At 67.5% G+C, this 22,379-nt stretch carries 16 protein-coding genes; 5 read left to right on the top strand and 11 right to left on the bottom strand.

Annotated features, from left to right (window positions below; translation table 11 throughout):
* Positions 1-15: 15 nt before the first annotated feature.
* From ACTWJ5_RS10230 to ACTWJ5_RS10220, 3 genes are read right to left on the bottom strand one after another with little or no spacing between them, the layout of a single operon-like run.
* On the bottom strand, positions 16-1,527 hold the full coding sequence (locus ACTWJ5_RS10230; protein ID WP_043317274.1) for a mercuric reductase: 1,512 nt from the start codon (positions 1,525-1,527) through the stop codon (positions 16-18).
* Complete coding sequence (locus ACTWJ5_RS10225; RefSeq protein WP_052267814.1) at positions 1,527-2,861, bottom strand: glucoamylase family protein; 1,335 nt, start codon at positions 2,859-2,861, stop codon at positions 1,527-1,529. The genes ACTWJ5_RS10230 and ACTWJ5_RS10225 overlap by 1 nt, the downstream gene beginning before the upstream one ends.
* A gap of 8 nt (positions 2,862-2,869) precedes the next feature.
* Positions 2,870-3,016, bottom strand: a complete 147-nt coding sequence (locus ACTWJ5_RS10220) for a lmo0937 family membrane protein (RefSeq protein ID WP_135499833.1) — start codon at positions 3,014-3,016, stop codon at positions 2,870-2,872.
* A 167-nt stretch (positions 3,017-3,183) separates the two neighbouring features.
* On the opposite strand from ACTWJ5_RS10220, the gene ACTWJ5_RS10215 reads away from it, so the two are divergent.
* Positions 3,184-3,939 carry a Crp/Fnr family transcriptional regulator gene (locus tag ACTWJ5_RS10215; RefSeq protein WP_043317272.1) on the top strand — a complete coding sequence of 252 codons (756 nt, stop codon included), beginning with the start codon at positions 3,184-3,186 and terminating at the stop codon, positions 3,937-3,939.
* Here the strand turns inward: ACTWJ5_RS10215 and ACTWJ5_RS10210 are convergent.
* From ACTWJ5_RS10210 to ACTWJ5_RS10190, 5 genes are all read right to left on the bottom strand, one after another.
* Positions 3,885-5,090 carry a DesA family fatty acid desaturase gene (locus ACTWJ5_RS10210; RefSeq protein ID WP_052267813.1) on the bottom strand — a complete coding sequence of 402 codons (1,206 nt, stop codon included), beginning with the start codon at positions 5,088-5,090 and terminating at the stop codon, positions 3,885-3,887. The two genes, ACTWJ5_RS10215 and ACTWJ5_RS10210, sit on opposite strands and share 55 nt — an antisense overlap.
* A 77-nt stretch (positions 5,091-5,167) precedes the next feature.
* Positions 5,168-5,314, bottom strand: a complete 147-nt coding sequence (locus ACTWJ5_RS10205; RefSeq protein ID WP_135499832.1) for a lmo0937 family membrane protein — start codon at positions 5,312-5,314, stop codon at positions 5,168-5,170.
* Between the two features lie 93 nt (positions 5,315-5,407).
* Positions 5,408-5,620, bottom strand: a complete 213-nt coding sequence (locus ACTWJ5_RS10200) for a hypothetical protein (protein ID WP_043317270.1) — start codon at positions 5,618-5,620, stop codon at positions 5,408-5,410.
* 67 nt (positions 5,621-5,687) lie between these two features.
* On the bottom strand, positions 5,688-6,524 hold the full coding sequence (locus ACTWJ5_RS10195) for a BON domain-containing protein (RefSeq protein ID WP_043317268.1): 837 nt from the start codon (positions 6,522-6,524) through the stop codon (positions 5,688-5,690).
* A 175-nt stretch (positions 6,525-6,699) separates the two neighbouring features.
* Complete coding sequence (locus tag ACTWJ5_RS10190) at positions 6,700-6,846, bottom strand: hypothetical protein (protein ID WP_159458830.1); 147 nt, start codon at positions 6,844-6,846, stop codon at positions 6,700-6,702.
* A 242-nt stretch (positions 6,847-7,088) separates the two neighbouring features.
* Between ACTWJ5_RS10190 and ACTWJ5_RS10185 the strand changes: the two genes are divergently transcribed.
* The gene (locus ACTWJ5_RS10185; protein ID WP_236695220.1) at positions 7,089-8,996 is read left to right on the top strand and encodes a class I SAM-dependent methyltransferase; all 1,908 of its coding nucleotides are present in this window, start codon (positions 7,089-7,091) and stop codon (positions 8,994-8,996) included.
* A gap of 72 nt (positions 8,997-9,068) precedes the next feature.
* The gene (locus ACTWJ5_RS10180) at positions 9,069-10,013 is read left to right on the top strand and encodes a slipin family protein (protein ID WP_082033872.1); all 945 of its coding nucleotides are present in this window, start codon (positions 9,069-9,071) and stop codon (positions 10,011-10,013) included.
* Here ACTWJ5_RS10180 and ACTWJ5_RS10175 read toward each other — a convergent pair.
* Positions 9,996-18,344: a GH36-type glycosyl hydrolase domain-containing protein gene (locus tag ACTWJ5_RS10175; RefSeq protein WP_444438401.1), complete on the bottom strand. Its 8,349-nt coding sequence runs from the start codon at positions 18,342-18,344 to the stop codon at positions 9,996-9,998. The genes ACTWJ5_RS10180 and ACTWJ5_RS10175 overlap by 18 nt on opposite strands.
* Positions 18,345-19,005: 661 nt before the next feature.
* Between ACTWJ5_RS10175 and ACTWJ5_RS10170 the strand changes: the two genes are divergently transcribed.
* Both ACTWJ5_RS10170 and ACTWJ5_RS10165 read left to right on the top strand, forming a co-directional pair.
* Positions 19,006-19,200, top strand: coding sequence for a hypothetical protein (locus ACTWJ5_RS10170; RefSeq protein WP_135499831.1), 195 nt, complete (start codon positions 19,006-19,008; stop codon positions 19,198-19,200).
* 593 nt (positions 19,201-19,793) lie between these two features.
* A complete protein-coding gene (locus ACTWJ5_RS10165; RefSeq protein ID WP_043317265.1) occupies positions 19,794-20,771 on the top strand; it encodes an alpha/beta fold hydrolase in 978 nt (325 codons plus the stop codon).
* 50 nt (positions 20,772-20,821) lie between these two features.
* Here the strand turns inward: ACTWJ5_RS10165 and ACTWJ5_RS10160 are convergent, their stop codons facing one another.
* Both ACTWJ5_RS10160 and ACTWJ5_RS10155 read right to left on the bottom strand, forming a co-directional pair.
* On the bottom strand, positions 20,822-21,415 hold the full coding sequence (locus tag ACTWJ5_RS10160) for an SDR family oxidoreductase (protein WP_082033871.1): 594 nt from the start codon (positions 21,413-21,415) through the stop codon (positions 20,822-20,824).
* A gap of 455 nt (positions 21,416-21,870) precedes the next feature.
* Positions 21,871-22,206 (bottom strand): hypothetical protein, encoded by a 336-nt coding sequence (locus ACTWJ5_RS10155; RefSeq protein WP_043317260.1) that lies wholly within the window; start codon positions 22,204-22,206, stop codon positions 21,871-21,873.
* Positions 22,207-22,379: the final 173 nt, after the last annotated feature.

The following is a 22,379-nucleotide window of genomic DNA, read 5'->3' as shown; positions in this document are numbered from 1 at the left end:
GCCGTGGGTAACCGTTCAACGCTCCAGCCAGCGCGTCAGGCGCGCCCTGATCCGGGCCGGCAAGCGAGTCCGAGTGTAGGCGTCGGCCGCCATGCGGATCGCCTCGGCCTGGGTCGGGTAAGCATGCATCACCCTGGACAGGCTGCGCAGGCCGATGCCCGCAACCATGGCCAGGGTGACCTCGTTGATCATGTCGCCGGCATGCCGGGCGACTATGGTCGCTCCGAGAATCCGGTCGCTGCCTTCGCCGACGTGGATTTTCACGAAACCGTCGGTTTCGCCGTCGGTCACCGCACGGTCGACCTCGTGCATCGGGATGGTGAAGGTCTTCACGGGGATGCCCCGCTCGTTGGCCTCGCGCACGTAGAGCCCGACATGGGCGATCTCCGGGTCGGTGAAGGTGCACCAGGGCACGACCAGCGCGCTCATCCGCCGACGGCCGCGGAACAGCGCATTGTGCACGGCGATGTGCGCCGAGGCCGCCGCCGTATGGGTGTACTTGTGTTCCAGGCAGACATCGCCGGCGGCGTAGACATTCGGGTTGCTGGTGCAAAGGAAATCGTCAACGCGGATGCCATCGACGGCGCCGTGGTCGATGCCGGCGACTTCCAGACCCAGCCCCTGCACGTTCGGCGAGTGGCCGATTCCGGTGAGGATGGTGTCGACGGCAAGCGTGTGCCGGTAATCGTCGCTGAGCAACTCGACGCGCTTTTCTCCGGCCACCGAGCACACGCCCAGCACCCGGGTGTTCAGGCGTACCTCGATGCCGTCACGGGCGAAGGCGTCGGACAACAACTGCGCGGCGTCACGCTCCTCGTTGCCGAGGAACAGCGGCAGATCCTGCACTATGCTGGTCCGCGCGCCGAGGCGGCAGAATGCCTGGGCCAGTTCGCAACCCAGTGGTCCACCGCCGATCACCAGCAGCCGCCGTGGCAGGTCGAGGAGGTCGAAGACGTTCTCGTTGGTCAGGTAGCCGGCCTCTGCCAGACCGGGAATCAGTGGCACGCTCGGCCGGGCACCAGTGGCGACCAGGGCCTTGCGGAAGCGCAGCAGTTGCCCGTCGACCGCCAGGGTGTCGGGGCCGACGAAACACGCCTCGCCGAAAAACAGTTCGACGCCCAGCGCACGCAAGCGCAGCGCCGACTCCGCCACGCTCAGGTGGCTGCGGATATGCCGCACGCGTGCCATCGCCGCGGCGAAATCGACCTGGATATCTCCTGGCACCCGCGCGCCACAGCGCTGTGCATCGCGCATCTCGGCGTACAGACGGGCAGTACGGATCAAGGTCTTCGAGGGCACGCAGCCATCGTTCAGGCAATCGCCGCCGATCAGCCGGCGCTCCACCAGGGCCACCCGAGCCCCCAGCGCCAGCGCGGTTTTCGCCGCGGCCAGGCCGGCCGGGCCGGCACCCACGATCACCAAGTGGTAGCGCCCGCTGGCACGGGGGTTGCGCCACTGCGGCGGGGGTACGTTGGCCACCAGGCCCGCCTCGGCGGTAGCTTGCGCAGGCCGGTCATCGTCAGCCATCAGCTCGCTCCCCGTGCATCCAGCCAGCCACCCTGGAACCCGGCGCGGCGCAGGCCGGTGCGCAGGTAGGGCGAGCGCCGCATCAGTTGCCAGAGCCCCTGGTTGCAGTGGTTCTCGATCATCAGCAGGACGATGCCCTGGTCCAGCCCAAAGTGCCCGGCAGACACCCAGGCGCGCCCGTCGGCGCCGGCCAGACCCGGGTTAAAGCTACTGGCCAGGCGCCCTTCGCGGCACATTTCTGGGTAGTACGCGAGCATGTGCCGCAGCGCTGGCAGGACGATTTCCGCGGCGAAGGGCAACGACGCCAGCAGTGCCGGTGCCGACAGTGAACCGTCATCGGGGCCGTAGGGTACGCCGCGGGCGGCATAGCCGAACAGCCGGCGGCGTTCGTTGGTCAGGTCGGGCCGTTCGTCGCTCGGCCCGTCGCAAGCCGACAGGCCCCAGCAGTTTTCCGAGTAGCCGGCGAACCCATGTGGGTTGCGCCGTGCGTATTCGCGCTGGATGTAGGCGGCACGCCGGCTGTTCTCGAAGTAATCCGAGCGCTTCTCGCCCATGAACGGGTCGCGAATGCCGCGGAAATCGATCCAAGCATGGGAGAACTGGTGGATGAACAGCGGCCCGGCATACAGGTAGTCGTGGTCGTAGAGGTTCTCCCACTGGTAGGTGGCGGTCCAGGCGCGGTAGCCGTCGGCAGCTATCGGCTGGCTGGGCGAGCCAAGAGCCAGCGCATACAGGAGGATGGCCTCGCTGTAGCCCTCCCAGCCGTAGTGCAGGAAGCCACACTCGGGCTTCCAGCCCTGGCGGATGGTCGCTTCGCCGCCCTGCGCCCAGCACCAGTCGACACGCCGGTAGAGCCGCTCGACCAGGCCTCGCAGTTCGCGTTCTGCAGCGTCGGCACCGCTAAAGAATTCGCCGGCGGCGAGCATCCCGGCGATCAGCAGCGCGCTGTCGATCATCGACAGCTCCGAACGCCAGGCCCGCGTGCCGCTATGGAAATCCAGGAAGTGGTAGTAGAAGCCCTTGTAGCCGCTGGCCATGGGTTTGTCGCTCTGCTCACTGGTGGCGAAGAATCGCAACGCCGCAAGACTGGAGCGCAGCGCTTGGGCACGCGTCAACCAGCCGTGCCGCACCGCCAGCGGGTAGGTGCTCAGGGCGAAACCGACCACCGCGATGCTGACCGGAGAACCGGGGCGCGAAGTGTCAGCCAGCAGCCCGTTGCGCGGGTTCAGGTTTTCCCGGAAATAGGTGAAGGCCGCGCACTGCAACCGCTCCAGCAGCCTCCCGGCGGGTAGCGTGGAAAGTTGTGTCGGCGAATACGGGATGCACAGGTCCATTTCGCCGGCTACGACCGGGGTGCCCGCTCGATCAGCAGCACCAGGGCAAGCAGCGCCAGGGCCAGCAGGAGGTGGATAAAGCCGCCCAGCGTGTGCGAGGTCATCATCCCCAGCGACCACAGGGCGGCCAGGACGACCACTATGCCTTCGAGCATGCCGGTTCTCCCCCTGCCATCGGCAGGAATTGCATGACACCCCAGCGTGGGCGCCTGCAACCGTGCCGGTCTGTGCGCCAGCGTACCCAGGGCGGCTGGCCAACGGCAGAGCCAGGTGTATGCTAAAGAGCGGAGGAAAGGCTTTCTCCCTGAAGAAGGATGCTGTTATGCAAGAGACCCCCTCCCCCCTGCAGAACCATTTGCTGGCCGCATTGCCGGGCACCGTGCAGGAGCGCCTGTTCCCCCACCTGGAACTGCAGCACCTGCCCCTCGGCAAGGTTCTCTACGAATCCGGGGACGCCATGCGCCACGTGTTCTTCCCCACCGACGCCATCATCTCGCTGCTGTACGTGATGGAGAACGGCGCCTCGGCGGAAATCTCGGTGGTCGGCAACGAGGGCCTGATCGGCGTCGCGGTGTTCATGGGCGGCGAAAGCACCCCGAGCAGGGCCATCGTGCAGAGCGCCGGCAGCGTCTACCGGCTGTCCGGGCGACGCATCAAGGACGAGTTCAACCGCCACGGCGAGATGCTCCAGCTGATGCTCCGCTACACCCAGGCGCTGATCACCCAGATGGCCCAGACCGCGGTGTGCAACCGCCACCACTCCATCGACCAGCAGCTCTGCCGCTGGCTGCTGCTGTCCCTCGACCGCCTGCCGAGCAACCAACTGACCATGACCCAGGAGCTGATCGCCAACATGCTCGGCGTACGCCGCGAAGGCGTCACCGAGGCCGCCGGCAAGCTGCAGAAGCAAGGGGTGATCGAGTACAGCCGGGGGCGCATCACCGTGCTCGACCGGGCCAGGCTGGAGGAGTTGAGCTGCGAGTGCTACGCGGTGGTGAAAAAGGAAACCGACCGCCTGCTGCCCTATGTCCCCACCCGGCCAGCCGCCCCTTCCGGGGGGCAACGACATAAGGAGTAGGTCCGCAACAACCCGGCAAACTCGTGCAACGCCTGTAACTGGCTGGCTTCCGCCTCGCTCACCCACTGCACGATGGCCTCGCCCAGCCCCGGCCCGGCGGCCCTGGCCCAGATCCGCTGCAGGGCCATGCGTCGTTCGTAGGCGAGGCCCAGTACCTGGCTCACCTGCAGCGTAGCGTTGACGAGCGCCTGCTGGCGTTCGTCCAGCAAGCTCGGCTCGCGCCCCAGTAGTCGCCGGGCGCGCCGGATCAAGCGACGCAGCGAGGCGTCGGCATTGGCCAGCTCCTGCGCCGCCAGCGGCGCCATGACCCGCTTGCGGTACTGCGCCATGACCTGGAAGCGATCGTTGAAGATGGCCATGGCGGTGTCCGCATCCAGGCTGCGCTTGCCCTGCAGCCGGTAGGCGACAGGCGCCACCCTGACCGCCCGGGCCAGTCCCAGGCCGCTGAACAGTCGGATCCACGCCCAGCCCAGGTCGAACTCCCAGGGCTTCACCGACAGCTTGGCCGAGTTGGGGTAGGTGTGATGGTTGTTGTGCAGCTCCTCGCCGGCCACCACCAGGCCCCAGGGCACCAGGTTGGTGGCGGCGCCGCGGCATTCGAAGTTGCGGTAGCCGACGGCATGGCCGAGGCCATTGACCACGCCGGCGGCCCAGAAGGCGATCCACATCATCTGTACGGCCCATACGGTCAGCCCGGCTACACCGAACAGGGCCAGGTCGAGCAGCGCCATCAGCGTCACCCCGCCGTTGGGGAAGCGGGTATACAGGTGCCGCTCCAGCCAGTCATCCGGGCAGTTCTTGCCGTACAGGCGCAGCGTCTCCGGGTTCCTTGCCTCTTCGCGATACAGCTCCGCGCCTTGCCAGAGAACCCGGTACAGCCCCTTGTAGCGTGGGCTATGCGGGTCGTCGGCGGTTTCGCAGCGGGCGTGGTGCTTGCGGTGGATGGCGGTCCACTCGCGGGTGATCATCCCGGTGCTCAACCATAGCCAGAAACGGAACACATGCTTCAGCGCGGCATGCAATTCCAGCGAACGGTGCGCCGAGTACCGATGCAGATAGAGGGTGACGCTGAGCGTGGTGAAGTGGGTGAGCAGCAGCGTGACGGCAATCAGTTGCCACACCGACAGATCGAGAAGGCCGGAATACCACATGGCGGCGTTGCCTCATGGTGAGTGCGGGCGGCCCCTTCATGGAGCCACCCGCAGGGCACTGGGCTCGGCTCCCGGGATCAGAGCCGCCGGCCCTGTAGCACCCGGAATACCACGGCCATGAGTGCCAGGATCAGCAGGATGTGAATGAAACCACCCAGGGTGTACGACGTGACCAACCCGAGCACCCACAGGACGATCAATAGAACTGCAATGGTTTCGAGCATTTTGGCACCTCCGCTATCGACAGCCTCAGTCTGGGCAGCCTTGGCCTGCGCGTCTGTTCGTCAACGCACGCAGAAAAAGCGTCGAGGCCGGAGTCATTCATCAGGGGGCGGCGCGCGCTCTTCCTGCAGGAGCGGCGCCGGGTCGGCGTCGTGGTCCTGCGCAGACGCTGGTGGCGCCGGCCGCCTGGCGCGATCGCGGAAGGAGTAGCGCTCAGCGGGCGAGCCGTACTCCCCGCCGGGCATCTGCTCGCCGCCTTCGTTGGGTGTCGGCGTCGATTTGCCAGTCGTTTCGATGGTCTTTTTCATGGGAGCCTCGGGAAAATGGAATCTGGCCAGCGCCGCAGGGGCGCGGCTCCGGCCCGAGGTTAGCGGGTCAGTACCGCAGTCCCTTCGCCTGCACCTCCCTGACGCCCCGCACGTTCGACGCCAGCTCGATGGCCAGGCTCCGTTCCGCTCGGCTGCCCAGCCCACCGCTGAGGGTGACAATGCCGTTGTGGGTGCTCACGGTGATATCCGAACTGCTGACGTTGCGCGAGTACAGCAGGGTCGATTTCACCTTGGTGGTGATCCAGCTGTCGGAGATGCCCTGCCCGGCGGCATTCGCCGTGCTCTTGCCAGTGGCCAGCGCGGTGTTCGGCTGTTCGGCCCTGACCTGGATGCCGTTGTCCACCGCAACGACGCCCTGGGTGGTCGAAGCCAGGCGGCCGGCCGCGGTACGTGCAGCGGAACTCGTGGCGGTGCCACGCAAGGTCACCTTGCCGGCGGTGGTTTCGACGTTGGTCGACAGGCCATCGGTGTATTTGCTCCACAGCAGCTTCGACTTGACCGCGGTGGTAATGCTCGCATCGTCGATCGTCTGGCCGAAACCACGGACGCCATCCTGCTTCGGCGGCAGGTAGTCGGGCTTGACCAGTATCTGGTTGTCCACCGACTTGATCCCCTTCACCCCCATGGCGATCTGCGTCGCCAGGTCCTTGCTGGTGCTTTCCTCCACGGTGCCGCGCACGGTGGCCTTGCCGTCGAGCACCGAGACCTCGAGGCCGTTGTCACGCAGGTACGGGCTCAGGGAGTAAGTCGTGGCGATCTGCGATTCCTGCCGCGCGTCCATGACCTCCTGCGAGGTCGGGCTTGCGGCGAAGGCCGGGCCGCCCGCCGCCAGCGCCATGGCGATGCAGGACGCCAACCGCAGTTTGCGGAAATAACTGTGCATGCTGTTTCTCCACCAGGGATAGCGTTGCGTCCGCCCCTGGGCGGCCCATCCCTGGGACCTGCAGCCCACTGCTGCCTGCATGGCAGCAGCAGGGCGGCAGGTTCGCACCTAGGGTCGGCGCAAGGTGCCGTTCCGGGGACACGCCACAATGGCGCGTCGGAGAGGGCTGTGGCCGTCAGGCTTCCTTGGGCTCGGCCTTTTTCATGCCGGGCCTGGTTTCCTGCGTGCGTTCCGTGCGGGTATCGGTCGGTGATTGCGGACGAGCTTTTTCAGCGGCCTTGGGAGAACCGCTACCGGGATTGTGCTTGTTCGTTCTGTTCATGCTGACCTCTGTGTGCCGGGATTCGCGAAACTGCGAGGAGACCGGGAGTGAGACAGTGACAGGCATGCCCCCTAGGCGTCGGTGCGCCGACGCACTTATCCGTAGCAAAAGACCGCAATAGCGCTCAGCGCCCCGCCCTGCGTGCGCTAGCAGACAGACCACCGATGCCGCCATTACGGATGCTGGAAGCTCAGTCCGAAGGCCCATTCCCGAGCCTTCGCCCTCACCGATCGGGGACCAGCATGAAGCTGCTCAAGTTGGAGCACAGCCCGGCGGCCTACCTCGCCGACTTCATTCTCTATGGCCTGGCCAGCCTGGCCCTCGCGGGCCTGCTCGCAGCTTTCTGCCCACCCGTGCTGCGTCTGCAGAGCCTGCTCCTCGCGCTGCTCGGCCTGTTCGGCTGGACGCTGCTCGAATACCTGCTGCACCGCTTCGTGCTGCATGGCCTGCAGCCATTTCGCGACTGGCACCTGCAGCATCACCGACGCCCCACCGCGCTGATCGGCATACCCGTGCTGCTCAGCGCCCCGCTGATGGCGCTGCTGGTGTTCCTGCCGGCCCTGCTGCTACTCGATGTCTGGCGCGCCGGGGCGCTCACCCTCGGCGTGCTCGTCGGCTACCTGCTCTACTCGATCACCCATCACGCCCTGCACCACTGGCACGGCATGGACAATCGCTGGCTGTCAGGGCGCCGGCGCTACCACGCCCGGCACCATGGCACGCTGGCGCAGCCTGGCCACTACGGGGTGACCAGCGGCTTTTGGGACCGCCTGCTGGGCAGCGACCGCCAGGCGCTGGTGCGCGGCCGCCCCACACCGGGCACAGCGAAGGCGGCCGGATTGGCGCCACCACGCTCGCCGGCCGCCGAAGCCGCGGGCCGGTTGTTGCAACGCCTGCTGCGCGGTACCGACGCGGACTTCACCATCCGCCTGTGGGACGGCGGCGAGCTGCATTTCGGCAACGCCGGGGCACCGCGCTTCACCCTGGTCTGCCGTACTCCCGCGGCGGTCCAGGCGCTGGTGCTGGGGCACGACCCACTGCGCCTGGTCGAGTCCTACTTGCGCGACGACATCGACGTCGAAGGCGACCTGTTCGCCGCCATCGGCATGAAGGACCTGCTGCAGGACAACCCGCTGCCCTGGCACCAGCGCCTGCGCATCGGCCTGGAGGCCTTGCTGCTGCCTTGTGCCGGCAGCGGCGAAACCCTCCCCGGAGGCTACCGGCGCCCGGTGAGAAGCCATACGAAACAGGAGAACCGCGACGCCATCGCCTTTCACTACGACGTCTCCAATGCCTTCTACGGCCTCTGGCTGGACGCCGGCATGGTCTATTCCTGTGCCTACTTCGAACAACCCGGCGACAACCTGGAGCAGGCCCAGCACGCCAAGCTCGAACACATCTGCCGCAAGCTGCTGTTGCAACCCAGCGAACAACTGCTGGACATCGGCTGCGGCTGGGGTGCGCTGATCATCCATGCCGCCCGCTATCACGGCGTGCGCGCCCATGGCATCACGCTCAGCCGCAAACAGCTGGAGCTGGCCCGCGAACGCATCGCCCGGGCCGGCCTGGAAGACCGGGTGACGGTGGAGCTGTGCGACTACCGCGACCTCGAAGGCGCCGCCCGCTACGACAAGATCGCCAGCGTCGGCATGTTCGAGCACGTCGGGCTGGCCAACCTGCCGCTGTACTTCGCCACCGTGCAGCGCCTGCTCAAGCCCGGCGGGCTGTTCCTCAACCACGGGATCACCAACACCCGCGAGGGCTGGAAAACCACCACCGGCACCCGCTTCATCAACCGCTACATCTTCCCCGACGGGCAACTGGACAGCGTCGGCAACATCCAACGCGCCATGGAGCGCGCGGACTTCGAGATCACCGACGTCGAGGCCCTGCGCCGTCATTACGCGCTGACACTCAGGCACTGGGTCGCGCGCCTGGAACAGCAGCACGCGGAGGCCTTGCAGCACGTCACCGAGCCGATCTACCGCACCTGGCGCCTGTACATGGCGGCCAGCGCGCTGGAATTCGAAGCCGGCGGCCTCAGCGTCTACCAGATTCTCGCCAACCGCCGCGCCGACGGCGCCACCAGCCCGCTGCCGCTGACCCGGCGGCACCTGTACCGCGCCGCGACAACGCCAAGGGTGTCATAGCGCACAGACGAGCGAACGCCCCACGCGCAGCGTCAAGGGAGAACCCATCATCGCACCACCGGAGGTCCCACCATGAACCCCATCACCCTGTTCATCGTCACCGTGCTCACGGCCATCGGCGCCGTGCTCTTCTACAGCGACCACCTGGCGGCCGGCATCGCCCTGCTGGCCTGCGCCCTGGTGGTCGCACAGGCACTGAAGATGGCCAACACCTGGCAGAAATTCGTGGTGCTGCGCGCCGGCAGGCTGCAGGGTGTCCACGGCCCGGGCCTGTTCGCCATCGTCCCGGTGCTGGACAGCGTGGTCGCGGTGATCGACGAACGCATCCAGACCACCGCCTTCAACGCCGAACAGGCGCTGACCCGCGACACCGTGCCGGTGAACGTCGACGCCATCATCTTCTGGCACGTGCATGACGCCCGCAAAGCCGCGCTGGCGATCACCGACTACCGCCAGGCCATCGACCGCGTGGCGCAGACCTCGCTGCGCGAGATGATCGGCTCGTCGATGCTCGCCGCGCTGCTCTCCGACCGCCGCAGCTCCGACCGGCAGCTGTGCCGCGAGATCGGCGAAAAGACACTGGAATGGGGCGTAACCGTCACCTCCGTGGAAATCCGTGACGTGGCCATCCCGGAAGCCTTGCAGGACGCCATGTCGCGCCAGGCCCAGGCCGAACGCGAGAAGCAGGCGCGGATCATCCTCGGCTCGGCCGAGGCGGAAATCGCCGGGCGCTTCGTCGAGGCCGCCAAGGTCTACGCCAGCCAGCCCTCGGCCCTGCAGTTACGGGCGATGAACATCATCTACGAGACCACCAAGGAACGCGGCACGACCATCCTGATTCCCAGCGCGATGGTCGACAGCATGAACCCGGCCGCCGTCGCCGCGTCCCTGGCGGCACAGCCCGGCGTGGTATACGCCGGTACGGCGCACGAGCGGCCCCACGGCAATGGCCAGGTGCTCGAGGAAAGACGCCAGGCAGCCCGCCTCGACGAGGCGCTGTCAAAGGAACAGCTGTAGACGGTGCTCGCCCGCCTGCAGTCGGACGCGTATCGCGCCCTCATCGCAAGACAACGGCCTGTCGTCGAGCAGCGCCCGCTGTATGCCGCGGCAGCGCAGCCCGGCGGACACCAGGCTGATCCCGTAGCGGCAGCCTTCCAGCGAGACACTGGCTTCGAAGCCCGGCCAATCCCTCGGGATGCACGGGTCCACGACCAGGTTCGCGCCCTCCCGGCGCAAACCGAGAATGCCCTCCACGCCGGCCCGGTACATCCAGGCGGCGGAGCCGGTGTACCAGCTCCAGCCACCCCGGCCAACGTGCGGGGCGACCGAATAGACATCGGCGGCGACCACATAGGGTTCGACCTTGTAGCGCTGCACCGCATCCGGCGTAAGCGCATGGTTGATGGGGTTTAGCAGCGCGAACAGCCCGGCGGCCTTGTCGCCCTCCCCCAGGCGCGCCAGCGCGAGGATGTTCCACATCGCCGCGTGGGTGTATTGCCCGCCGTTCTCGCGCATGCCCGGTGGATAGCCCTTGATGTAGCCGGGGTCGCGCTGCGTGTGGTCGAAGGGCGGAGTGAACAGCAGGGCCAGGCCGTCTTCCTGGCGGATCAGCCAGCGCTCCAGGGCGTCCATGGCAATGGCCGCGCGCACCGGGTCGGCGCCGCCGGAGACCACCGCCCAGGACTGGGCGATGGCGTCGATCCGGCATTCTTCGCCGGCCGCCGAACCCAGCCAGGTGCCGTCGTCGAAGGTCGCCCGGCGATACCACTGGCCATCCCAGGCGTCGCGCTCCAGGGCATGCTGCAGCAGCCCCGCATGTTCGCGCCAGTGCGCGGCACGTTCGTCGTCACGGCCATCGGCCAGGGCGGCGAAGCGCCCCAGGGTATGCAGAAGCAGCCAGCCCAGCCAGACGCTTTCACCCTGGCCAGCGGCACCGACACGGTTCATGCCGTCGTTCCAGTCGCCGCCGCCGATCAGCGGCAGGCCGTGGGCGCCGGTCAGTTCCAGGCACTGGTCGAGGGCGCGGGCGCAGTGCTCGAACAGCGAGGCGCTCTCCTCCGCCGGCAGCGGCTGGAAGAACGCATCGCTCTCGCCGGGGCGCAGTTGCGGCCCTTCGAGGAAGGCCACCGACTCATCCAGCACAGCGCCGTCGCCCGAGGCCTCGATGTAGCTGGCGCAGGCATAGGCCAGCCAGACCCGGTCGTCGGAGATCCGCGTACGCACGCCCTGCCCCGTCTGCGGCAGCCACCAGTGCTGCACGTCGCCCTCGACGAATTGCCGGCCGGCGACGCGCAGCAGGTGGCGGCGGGTTTCCGCCGGGCAGGCGAACGACAGCGCCAGGCAGTCCTGCAACTGGTCGCGGAAGCCATAGGCGCCGCTGGCCTGGTAGAACGCCGAGCGCGCATGGATGCGGCAGGCCAGGGTCTGGTACAGCAGCCAGCCATTGAGCATGAGGTCCATGGCGCGATCCGGCGTACGCACCCGGACCGCGCCGAGCAGCCCTTCCCAGTGCGCGGTCACCGACGCGAGCAGCGCATCCAGGTCGGCCGCGCGGTAACGCTGGAGCAGCTCGCGCGCCTCGCCGGCCGAACCGGCCTGGCCGAGCAGGCCCAGCACCTCGACAGACTCGCCGGCGGCCAGCTCGACCACGCACTGCAGGACCGCGCAGGGATCGAGCCCGGCGCCGCAGGCCCCGGACAATGGCGCAGTGCCCAGCAGCGCCTGTGGCGCCGCCAGGCTGCCGGTATAGCCGATGAACTCGCTGCGGTCGGCGCTCCAGGCGCTCTGCCGGCCGCCGAGGTCGGCGAAGGCCAGCGGGTCGGCAAAGGCGATGCTCCAGGGGTTGCGCGCCAGCAGCGCGCCGCTGGCGGCATCCACCTCGGTCTGGATGAACGGCGCCGACGCCCCGCGCGCGGTCCCCAGCACCCACTCCACGTAGGCCGTGACCGAGAGCCGGCGCGTGCGTCCGGAGGTGTTGCGCAGGGTCAGCCGGGAGATTTTCAGCGGATCGTCCAGCGGCACGTACTGCAGCAGTTCCGCCTCGATGCCGTGGGCGCAATGGCTGAAGCGGCTGTAACCGAAGCCGTGCACGCAATGGTAGGCCCCGCCGTCGCGGATCGGCTGCGCGGTGACGCTCCACAGCGCCCGGCTCTCCTCGTCACGGATGTAGAAGGCCTCGCCCGGCGGATCGACGACCGGGTCGTTGGACCAGGGGCTGAGCTGGTTGTCCCGGCTGTTGCCGGCCCAGGTGTAACCGCTGCCCTCGGCCGAGACCTGGAAGCCGAAAGCCGGGTTGGCGATCACGTTGATCCACGGCACCGGGGTGGTGCGCTCGCCGTCCAGATCGATGCGGTACTCCCGGCCATCGCGGTCGAAACCACCCAGGCCGTTGAAGAACTCCGGCCGCTCGCCGTTTTCGCCGGCGGCCGCCGGCAAGACCGGGGCGGCTGCCTGGGCGTGCCGGGTCGGTGGCACGCGCAGCTCGGCCGGCGGCAGGTGGCTGAGCTGCGCCGCGATCAAGCCGCGGCGGGCCGGCAGGCTGACCCGCGCCACCGATTGCAGTAGCTCCCGAGCCTCCAGCGTCATCAGGTCGGCACGCAGGGTATACACGCCGCCGCGCAGGGCCTGGCCGTCGGCACGCGGGCGCGACGGGCTGCTGCGCACGGCGGTCTCGATGGCCACCTGCAGGTCCTGCACATAGGACGAGGCGCGTTCGTTGACGATCGCCAGGTCGATGTCCAGGCCCTTCATACGCCAGTATTCGCGGGCGCGCAGCAATTGCCGCACCAGTGCCAGGTCTTCGATCTCGTCGATGCGCAACAGGACGATCGGCAGGTCGCCGGAAATCGCCAGCGGCCACAGCCCCGACTGGCGCCCGGCGCCGCGCCGGAGCGCCTCGGGCGGCGCGCGGAAACGCCGGTCGGCGTACAGGATAGGCGCGGCCAGGCGCTGGAAGTCCGCGGCCTCCTCGACGTCGATGCCCAGGTCGCGCAGCTCCACCTGGGCCTGGGTCCAGGCCAGGGTCTTGGCGCGCTCGAAGGCGCTGCGCTCGTGGTGCTTGTCGATCAGGTCCAGCAGCGCCTCGCGGGAGCTCGCCACCAGGGTCCAGAACGCCACCCGCGCGACCTTGCCGGGTGCCACCTGCAAGCGCTGGCGCAGCGAGAAGATCGGGTCGAGGACACTGCCCTGACTGTTCGACAGCGGCCGGTGCGCGTGGATCGCCTGCGCCTCGCGCAGGCTGCGGCCCCTGCCGAGGAAGCGGGCGCGGTCGGATTCGTACTGCGGCTCGGCGCTCAGCTCGCCCTCAACCACGGTGAAATGCGCCGCCCACACTGGCGTATCACCGGGCGAGCGCGGGCGACGGGTGGCCACCAGCGCGCCGAACTCGGCGAGGTACTCGGTCTGCACGAACATCCGCGAGAACACCGGGTGGGCGGCATCGGCGGCCGGGGGCGCGAGCACCACCTCGGCATAGGAAGTCAGCTCGATTTCCCGCGGGCGGCGACCGTGGTTGGTCAGCGAAACCCGTCGCACCTCGCCGTCGTCCTCGCCGGACACCAGCACGTCGAGGGTGGTCACCAGCGAGGCGTCGCGCTGGATGAACTCGGCGTGGTCCTCGTCGAACAGCACCTCGCCGTTCTCCACCGCCTGCCCGCTGGGCTGCACGGTCGGCGACCACAGCGCCCCGCTCTGCGTGTCGCGCAGGAAGATGAAGCTGCCCCAGTCGTCGCGGGTGGCATCCTCGCGCCAGCGGGTCACGGCGATATCACCCCAACGGCTGTAGCCGCCGCCGGTGGCGGTGAGCATCAGCGCGTAGCGGCCGTTGGAGAGCAGATGGGTGATGGGCGGTCCGCCGAGCGCGGCCTCGACGCGGCGCAGCGTCGACGCCTCGCCACGGCCCTCGCTGGCCGACACCGTGACCTCCTCGGCGCGCGGATGGGCCAGCGCCACGTCGCGCGGCACGCGCTCCTGCAGCAGCAGCTCGCTGGCCTGGATCATCGGCTCGCGGTGCAGGCGGCTGCGCATGCACCCGTCCTGCAGGGTATTGGCGATGGCGACGATGCTCATGCCCTGGTGGTGGGCCATGAAGCTGCGCACGATCGCCACGTTTTCCTCGTCCTGCAGCCGCGAACGGGTGAAATCCAGCGCCTCGTAGTAGCCGTAGCGGCCGAGCGCGCCTATGTCCGCCAGGCGTTCGAAATTGCGCTGTGCCGCCTGCGGGTCGACCATCGCCGCCAGCGCGGTGGCATAGGGCGCGACCACCACGTTCTCGGCCAACCCACGCTTGAGGCCGAGCCCCGGCACGCCGAAATTCGAATACTGGTAGGTGAATTCCAGGTCGCGGGCGTTGTAGGCCGACTCCGAAATGCCCCAGGGGATGCCCAGGGCGGCGCCGTAGGCCTGCTGCTGCGCCACCACCCGGCCATTGCTCCGCTCCAGCAGGCTGCCGGCCGGTGCGCGCATGACCAGCGACGGCATCAGGTACTCAAACATCGAGCCGGACCAGGAGATCAACGCCGAACCGCCGACCACCGGCGTCGCGGTACGGCCCAGGCGGAACCAGTGGCGGGTCGGCAGGTCGCCCTTGGCGATGGCGAACAGGCTGGCAAGGCGCGCCTCGGAGGCCAGCAGGTCGTAGCAGCTCGGGTCGAGGCGGTTGTCGTCCACGGAATAGCCGATCGACAGCAGCTTGCGTTCCGGGTTGAGCAGGAAGCCGAAGTCCATCTCCAGCGCCAGCCGCCGGGCAGTGTCGGCCGCGGCCTGCAGGCGCCCGGCCAACCCGTCCCGATAGACCGGCAGACGGTCGCGGCTGTGCTCGGCCAGGGCCTTGCGCAGGGCCTGGATCCAGTACAGCAGGTCGCCCACGGCGCCATCCTCGCCGGCCGGCACCAGGCAGCCGGCCGCCTTGGCGGCCTTCTCGGCCAGGCGCCCGAGGCTCGGCAGCAGCGCATCCAGCGCCTGCGGGCCGCTCAGGGCGACGTGGATCTCTTCCAGTTCGGCCTGCAATTGCCGCAACGGCTCGCCACCGGCCAGCGACGGCCCGGCGATGCCATCGGTGACCTGCAGCGCCAGTTGCAGGTCATCCAGCAGGCCCTGGCGCGCCTGGGCCACCGTCGGCTGGTCGCACCATTGCTCGCAGGCGTTGGTGAGCACGATCAGGTGCCCGGCGAGGTTGCCGCTGTCCACCGAGGACAGGTACATCGGGTCGAGGATACGCAGGTCGCGGGTGCCGTACCAGTTGAAGAAATGGCCGTGGCTGCGCGGCAGTTTCTCCAGCACCGCCAGGGTACCTTCCAGGCGCGCCAGCGTCTCGTGGGCGCCGGCCCAGCCGAAATCGCGCGCGGCCACCGTCGAGAGCAGGTAGAGGCCGATGTTGGTCGGCGAGGTGCGGTGCGCCAGCACCGGCTTGGGCTGCTCCTGGAAATTGTCCGGCGGCAGCAGGTTGTCCGCCGGGGTGACGAAGGTCTCGAAGAAACGCCAGGTACGCCGGGCGGTCAGGCGCAGGGCCTCGGCGTCCTCCAGCGACAGGCTCAGCCGCCGGGCCACGCGGGTTGGCCGGCTGCTGTGCCAGGCGAGAACCGGTGCGCCCAGCCAGAGCAGCGTCAGCGGTAGAACCAGCGGCCAGTTCGCCGGCGCCAGGGCCAGCCCGGCGAGCCCGGCCAGCAATGCCAGCGTGGTCCCCGCCGCCATCTGCCGGTAGCTGCCGGGCCAGCCGGGCAGTGGCCGGCTCGACGACTGCGCGGCCGTGGTCCACTCCAGCAGGTGCCGTTGGCTGACATACGTCCGCCACAGGGTACGGACAATGGCATCGCCCATGCTCCATGCCTGGCTGGGCAGGAAGGCCAGCGACAGAAGCATCTGCAGCGCGGTACGCCGCAGGTCGGCTCCGAGCATGGCGAAGTGAGTGCGCAGGCGGATGCCCCTGCGCGCCGGCAGCAGTGCGCAGGCGATCGGTAGCAAAGCTGGGATCGCCTGGATAACCAGCACCAGCAGCGTGGCGAGCAGCGCCAGGGGCAGCGGCAGCGGCAGCCACCAGCAAAGCAGCAGGCCGGCCAGGGCGAAGGGGGCGACCAGCGAGCGGCGCAGGTTGTCGAGCATCTTGCAGCGGCCGATCAGCGGGACCGCATGCGGTCCCGTCCAGTGCCCGAGCATCCATGGCAGCAGTTGCCAGTCGCCGCGGGTCCAGCGGTGCATGCGCTTGCTGGCCACGTCGAAGCGCGACGGCGACTCCTCGACCACCTCGACGTCCGAGGCCAGCCCCGCGCGGGCGAAGATGCCCTCGAACAGATCGTGGCTGAGCAGGCGGCTATCCCCTACCCGGCCGGCCAGCGAGGCCTCGAAGGCATCCACGTCGTAGATACCCTTGCCGGTATAGGAACCCTCGCCGAACAGGTCCTGGTAGACGTCCGATACGGCCGCCGCGTAAGGGTCCATGCCGGCGGGGCCGGAGAACACCCGCTGGTACAGCGAGCCCTCGCCGCCCATCGGCAGCGATGGCGTCACCCGCGGCTGGAGCACCGCATGACCGTTGACCACGCGTTGCAACGCCGCGTCGAAGCGCGGCTGGTTCAGCGGGTGGGCCATCTTGCCGATCAGGCGCAGCGCCGCTTCCCGTGGCAGGCGGGTATCGGCATCGAGGGTGATGACCAGTTGCACTTCGGCCGGGCCCCGTGGCGGCTCCCCGGCGAGCGGCAGGAAGCTGGTGTCGGTTGCGCCACGCAGCAGGCGGTTCAGCTCGTGCAGCTTGCCGCGCTTGCGCTCCCAGCCCATCCAGCAGCCCTCGGCGGCATTGAAGCGCCGGCGCCGGTAGAGCAGGAAGAAGCGCTGGCCGCCGGGGCCGGGGCCATAACGCTGGTTCAGGCGCCCGATCGCCTCGGCCGCCACCGCGAGCAAAGGCCCATCGCTGTCCAGCACCTCCTCTTGCGCATCGACCCCGTCCAGCAGCAGGACGAACGCCAGGTCTCCGCCGATGCCTGCCAGATGGTGCACCTCCAGGCGCTCGATCTGCTCCAGCAGGTCGGCCTCGCTGGTCAGCAGCGTCGGTACGGCGACCAGCGTGCGCAGGGCCTGCGGTACGCCGTCCAGCAGCTCCAGCGCCGGCAGGGTGATGGCGCCGAAGCTCCAGGTGACCAGGCGGTTGACCAGGGCGGTTGCCGCCTCGGTCACCGGCACGCACAGGCACAGCAGGAACGCCAGCATCCAGCCCCAGGGCAGTGCCGGGCGGTGCAGGAGCTGCGCCGCCAGCACCAGCAACAGGGCGCTGAGCAGCAGGATGGCGCCGATGTAGCCACCTATGCCCAGGCGTACGTTGAAGCGGCTCAGGCACAGGCGCAACGGCGCGCGGAACGCGATGGCGCGCTCCAGCGCCGGACGTCCTTCGGCGATCAGGTGGAAGCCCGGATCGGCCGCGCGGCAGGCCTCGACACCCGCCAGACCGTCACGGGCGGTCTGGCGGGTGGCCGCCAGTACCTGGTCGACCACTTGCAGTTCGCTGAGCCTGGAGCCGCGCGCCAATTGCTCGATGGCGTTGCGATAGAGGTTGCGGGTTGGGAAATCCATGGCGGCGAAGGCGCTGCCGGCACGCAGATGCGCGTCCACCAGGCTGACGCTCTCGAACAGTCGGGCCCAGTCGGTGTCGGAAATCAGCCGCATGCTGGTGATCACGTTGCGTACCGTGACGTTCGAGGCGCCCTGGCGTTGCTGCGCGTGTTGCACCACCTCCTCGACCGTGGTGCCCTGCTCGCGCAGGCGCTCCTCCAGCCAGCCGAGCGTGGGGGTTGTACGCGGGTCCTGGTCGCGCAGGCGCTTGGCCAGTTGCGCGGCGAACAGCTCGGACAGCGGTCCCCGCGGGCGCTGGGCGATGTCAGCATCCAGCGCCGAACGGGCGCACCCGGCCACCAGCAGGCGGTCGGCCAGCGCATCGGCGTCGGCCCGGGCCGCCCGGCCGCTGCCGATCTGTTCGGCGAGCCGGCGCAGGTTCTCGATCAGCACGATGCGCAAGGTGATCGCCACCGCCCACAGCTCGCCGATGGTCAGCGGCTGGATGTGCTGGTAGGCGCTGATGAAGCGCCGCAGCAGGTCCACGTCCAGGTGGCTGTCGGTATGTGCGACGAAGGCCCACGCCAGCCCGAAGACTCTCGGGTAACCGGCGAACGGCCCCTCGGCGAGCTTGGGGAGCTGCCGATAGTAGCCCGGCGGCAGGTCATCGCGGATCTCGCGGATCTGCTCTTCGACGATGTGGTAATTGTCCAGCAGCCATTCGGCGGCGGGTACCACCGCATGGCCGCCCTCCAGCTCGGCGGCACTGGCCCGGTAGGCCGTCAGCAGGGCAGCTGCGTTATCGTTCATGCGAACATGCAGGGGCAACACCGACGGCGGACGCTCCGTCACCTGCTGGGCAAGGGCCAGGCTTTGTGCATGCTGTTCGAGCCGCTCGACGCCGAACAGCTCTTCGCGTACAGGGGTCAGGCTGTCCCAGGGAGGGAATGAACGGCTGCGGGCAAAGGCCCGGCGGAAAAACGATTTCATAGGCAAGGCTCCGGAATCCGTGGCAAAAGCCTTGGCCCTTTAGCAAAAGGCAGAGTCAACGGTGACGATGCAGATGCCGGGGCCTCGACTCGGGTGAGCGGGCGATAGGAAGCAAAGCGACGGCGGCGTCCGCCATTCGGCGAGCAGGTCGGCTTCAGCTAGGCACTGGAACGAGTCGCTGCCAGTCCGGGGTAACGCCGCACACAGGCGGCAGTGAATCGAAGGCTGAATGGCCAGTCCATTCGCCAGGGTGGCGGCCTTGCCTGGCAATGTCGGTGCGCTGGCGCACTTACGTCATCGCCACGGCCATCCGAATTCGGCAGGTACCCCGCATCATGCCGGCCTAGGCATGGGATCGACGTATGCGTGGGAAAGCAGGCCAGACAAGGCTGGAACCGTACCCCCGGGGGCCAAGTTGGATGAACCGCCCCGAAGCAAGCGCTGGGCTGGATAGTTTCCCGAAGCAGGGAGAACTCTTGCGATGCGCCTGCAACGCCCGCAGGATCATCGCGCAGCTTTCGACGCTGCGACGAATCTCGCTCAGGCGGTGCGTGACACTGACGGAATCACACTGGAACTCTTCCGCCAACAGATCATCAACCGCCATGCTCAGGCAGCACGTTGCAATATTCAGCCCACGGGTGAAGCGTTCGTCGTCCATACCGTCCTCGGCTGACGACCGAACAATGGAAGAAGAATTCCGCCAGGGCTCGGGCGTATTGGCATTCCTACCATCCTCCCTTCCTCCTCCCCCCGCAACCCCATCCAGCGCACACAAAAGAAAACCCTGCCTCACCTTCAAGGGCTAACAGCCCATGGTACCGGTGTAGTGCCAACAGTCCGTGCGCTACCAACTGCAGTAGACGCACCAGCAGTGGAAGCTTCACTCGCCAGCAGTCTGCGACGGATGCCCCGTCACAGGTGCGCCTTAAAGAAAGGCACCAACTGCTCCAGGGCAGCGGCGACCGGGCCTGGGGCCGTACAGGTCGTAATGGGTCGCGCCCTCCACGACTTGCAGGGGCTTCTGGCTGGAGCGGGTGCGCTGGAACAGGTCGAAGCTATCTCGGTAGGAATCGAACGCCCCCGGCTCTCCGCGAAACTTAGGTGTGGTGATGCGATACCCATGGACGATGGAGAGAGTCCCCGGCCAGCGAATAGGGTTTGCCTACCGGAAATCCGACCTTCCTAGCGACCGCAAGGTCGCTTCGAGCCCGGAGCGGGCCGGCCCCCATTCGCCGCGCGAGCGGTACCCTGACGAGAGCTTTCACCATGACCGACGAGATCCAAGGAACCACCCGCCGCGCCCTGATGAGCGCCGGCGTAGCAGCCGCGACACTGGCGGTTGCCGTCCCCATGCTTGCGGGCCAGGCGAGCGCTGCCCAGGCCCCGACCGTAACGGGTGCGCGCCGCAAGGAGCAAGGATCGGGCTACCTCACCCTGCGCGACGGCACCCAGTTGTTCTACAAGGATTGGGGCAGCGGGCAACCCATCGTGTTCCATCACGGCTGGCCGCTCTCAGGGGATGACTGGGACAGCCAGATGCTGTTCTTCCTCGCCAAGGGCTACCGCGTGATCTCCCATGACCGTCGTGGCCATGGGCGCTCCTCGCAGACAGCGCAGGGCAACGACATGGACACCTACGCCGCCGACCTGGCAGAACTGGTAGCGCACCTGGACCTGAAGAACGCCGTGCACATCGGTCACTCCACCGGCGGTGGCGAGGTCGCGCGCTATGTCGCACGCCATGGTGCCGGGCGCGTCGCCAAGGCAGTGCTGATCAGCGCCGTGCCTCCGATCATGCTGCGCACCAAGAAAAACCCCGGCGGTCTGCCACTGAAGGTGTTCGATGGCTTCCGCGAGGCGCTCGCCGCCAGCCGTTCGAACTTCTACCGCGAGGTGGCGGCGGGGCCCTTCTACGGCTTCAACCGGCCGGGCGCCAAGGTCTCCGAAGTGGTGATCGACAACTGGTGGCGCCAGGGCATGAACGGCGGTGCCAAGGCCCATTACGACTGCATCACGGCCTTCTCGGAAACCGACTTCACCGAGGACCTGAAACAGATCGACGTGCCGACTCTGGTGCTGCACGGGGAAGACGACCAGATCGTTCCCATCGACGACTCCGCGCGCCTGTCCATCAAGTTGCTGCGGCACGGCATCCTGAAGACCTACCCTGGCCTGCCCCACGGCATGTGCACGACCCACACAGACACCATCAACGCTGACCTGCTGGCCTTCATCAAAAGCTGAAACCGGTAGAACACAAGGCCCGGCGCGTAAAGCTCCTGGCCCTTTTCCGTTCAGAGCTGCGACAGCCCGCCATCGATGCACAGGTCGACGCCGGTGGTGAAGCTGCTGTCGCCCGATACAAGGAACAGCGCTGCGTTCGCCAACTCTTCCGGGTGGCCGAGACGGCCGAGCGGAATCAGCCCAGCCAGCCGTTTTTCGAACGCGCCGAACTGCGCCTCGCCAATCCCCATCTTGCCGATGATCGGCGTCAGCAGCGGGCCGGGGCTCAGGCAGTTGACGCGGATGTTCCAGCCCTTGAGTTCAGCCACCCAACGGCGAGCGAATGAGCGCGCCGCCGCGTTGGTCGCCGCATAGAACACGTGGGCCTCCAGTGCCTTCAGGTGGGCGATGGACAACACCAGCACGATGGAACCGCCATCACGCAGCAGCGGCAGCGCTTTCTGGATGGTGTAGAAGACGCCTTTGACATTGATGTCGAACTGTTCGTCGAACTGGCTTTCATCGACTTGGTCAACCCGAGCGTCAGCTGCAACTGGCCGCGCCAGTACTCGACCTAGCGGACGAGTACTGGCTTCTGCCGGCGGAACCGAGCGAGCTGCCGGCCGCCGAGACTGGCACCACAACTGACGGGAAGCGCTCTGCAATTTTCAAGATGCCTCTGAAACGAAAAAGCCCAGCATGGCTAGGCTTTCGATCTCGGAATCACTAGGCAGTCGGCTTTTCAGCGTGCCGACACCGTAATCACGTCACCGGGATACTGTGCTGTTAGCTCGGCCTTAAGCGCTGTATTGGCCTCTTGTTGCGAGTAGACAAAGAACTGCTTCGCTCCAGTGTAGGCAGAAGCCTGCCCGGGTTTCTGGCGCCGATACTTCGCAGTGAACCATTGCTTCCCAGATCCGCTCATGACATCTCCTTTTTCAGACTGATCCCGGCTCGAATCTAATGTCACCATGACATCACATCCAATTGGGCGAAATCATATCGCCATCATCACGACATCCTCCCTTATCCTCCGGAAACCCTGGCCAGGCTCCTACACCATCAGCCAGGGGTTCCAGCGCCGTCCTGGCGCGACGCATGACCAAGGAGGTCACATGGATCAGAAAGATATAACTGACATCTGGAATCGTACCAAGGAGAAAAAATCTCCGGCACTGCAGCACCGGTTGACGACCACGAACAAGTGATATCGATCCCGTTCGATGGCCAACTGAGCCATAAGATCTACGTGAGGCGGAAGGACTCCGAAACTGATACCTGGGGGGAGCCGGTGACGCCGCGCGCCCATGCCGGTGAGCATGGTGTCGTACTCCCGCACCGTCTTCGGCAGGGCCATTGCCATCACTAGGATGACGGCCAGGAAAGCGAAGAAACCAAGGACGCCGAGCTTGTAGAGCGCGATCCCGCCAACTGCAGTCGAGGCCGGCTCAGTCATGATTTGATTCCTCATACGAATGTCCCCAGGCTTCGCCAGCCCTGGCACTGCGTGAATAGAAAGGCCCTAGCGTGTCGAGCAAGGTGCAGGGCCGCATCGCAGAGGCGCGCGGCACGCTCTGTCCGAGCGCACCGTACAGACCAAGCTCCGCCTGTTGGAGGACCTGGGCATCA

The organism is Pseudomonas sp. A6, from assembly GCF_052367875.1.
Lineage (GTDB): Bacteria > Pseudomonadota > Gammaproteobacteria > Pseudomonadales > Pseudomonadaceae > Pseudomonas > Pseudomonas citronellolis.
The sequence above is the reverse complement of the archived record's forward strand: the minus strand, read 5'-3'. Positions and strand labels throughout refer to the sequence as shown.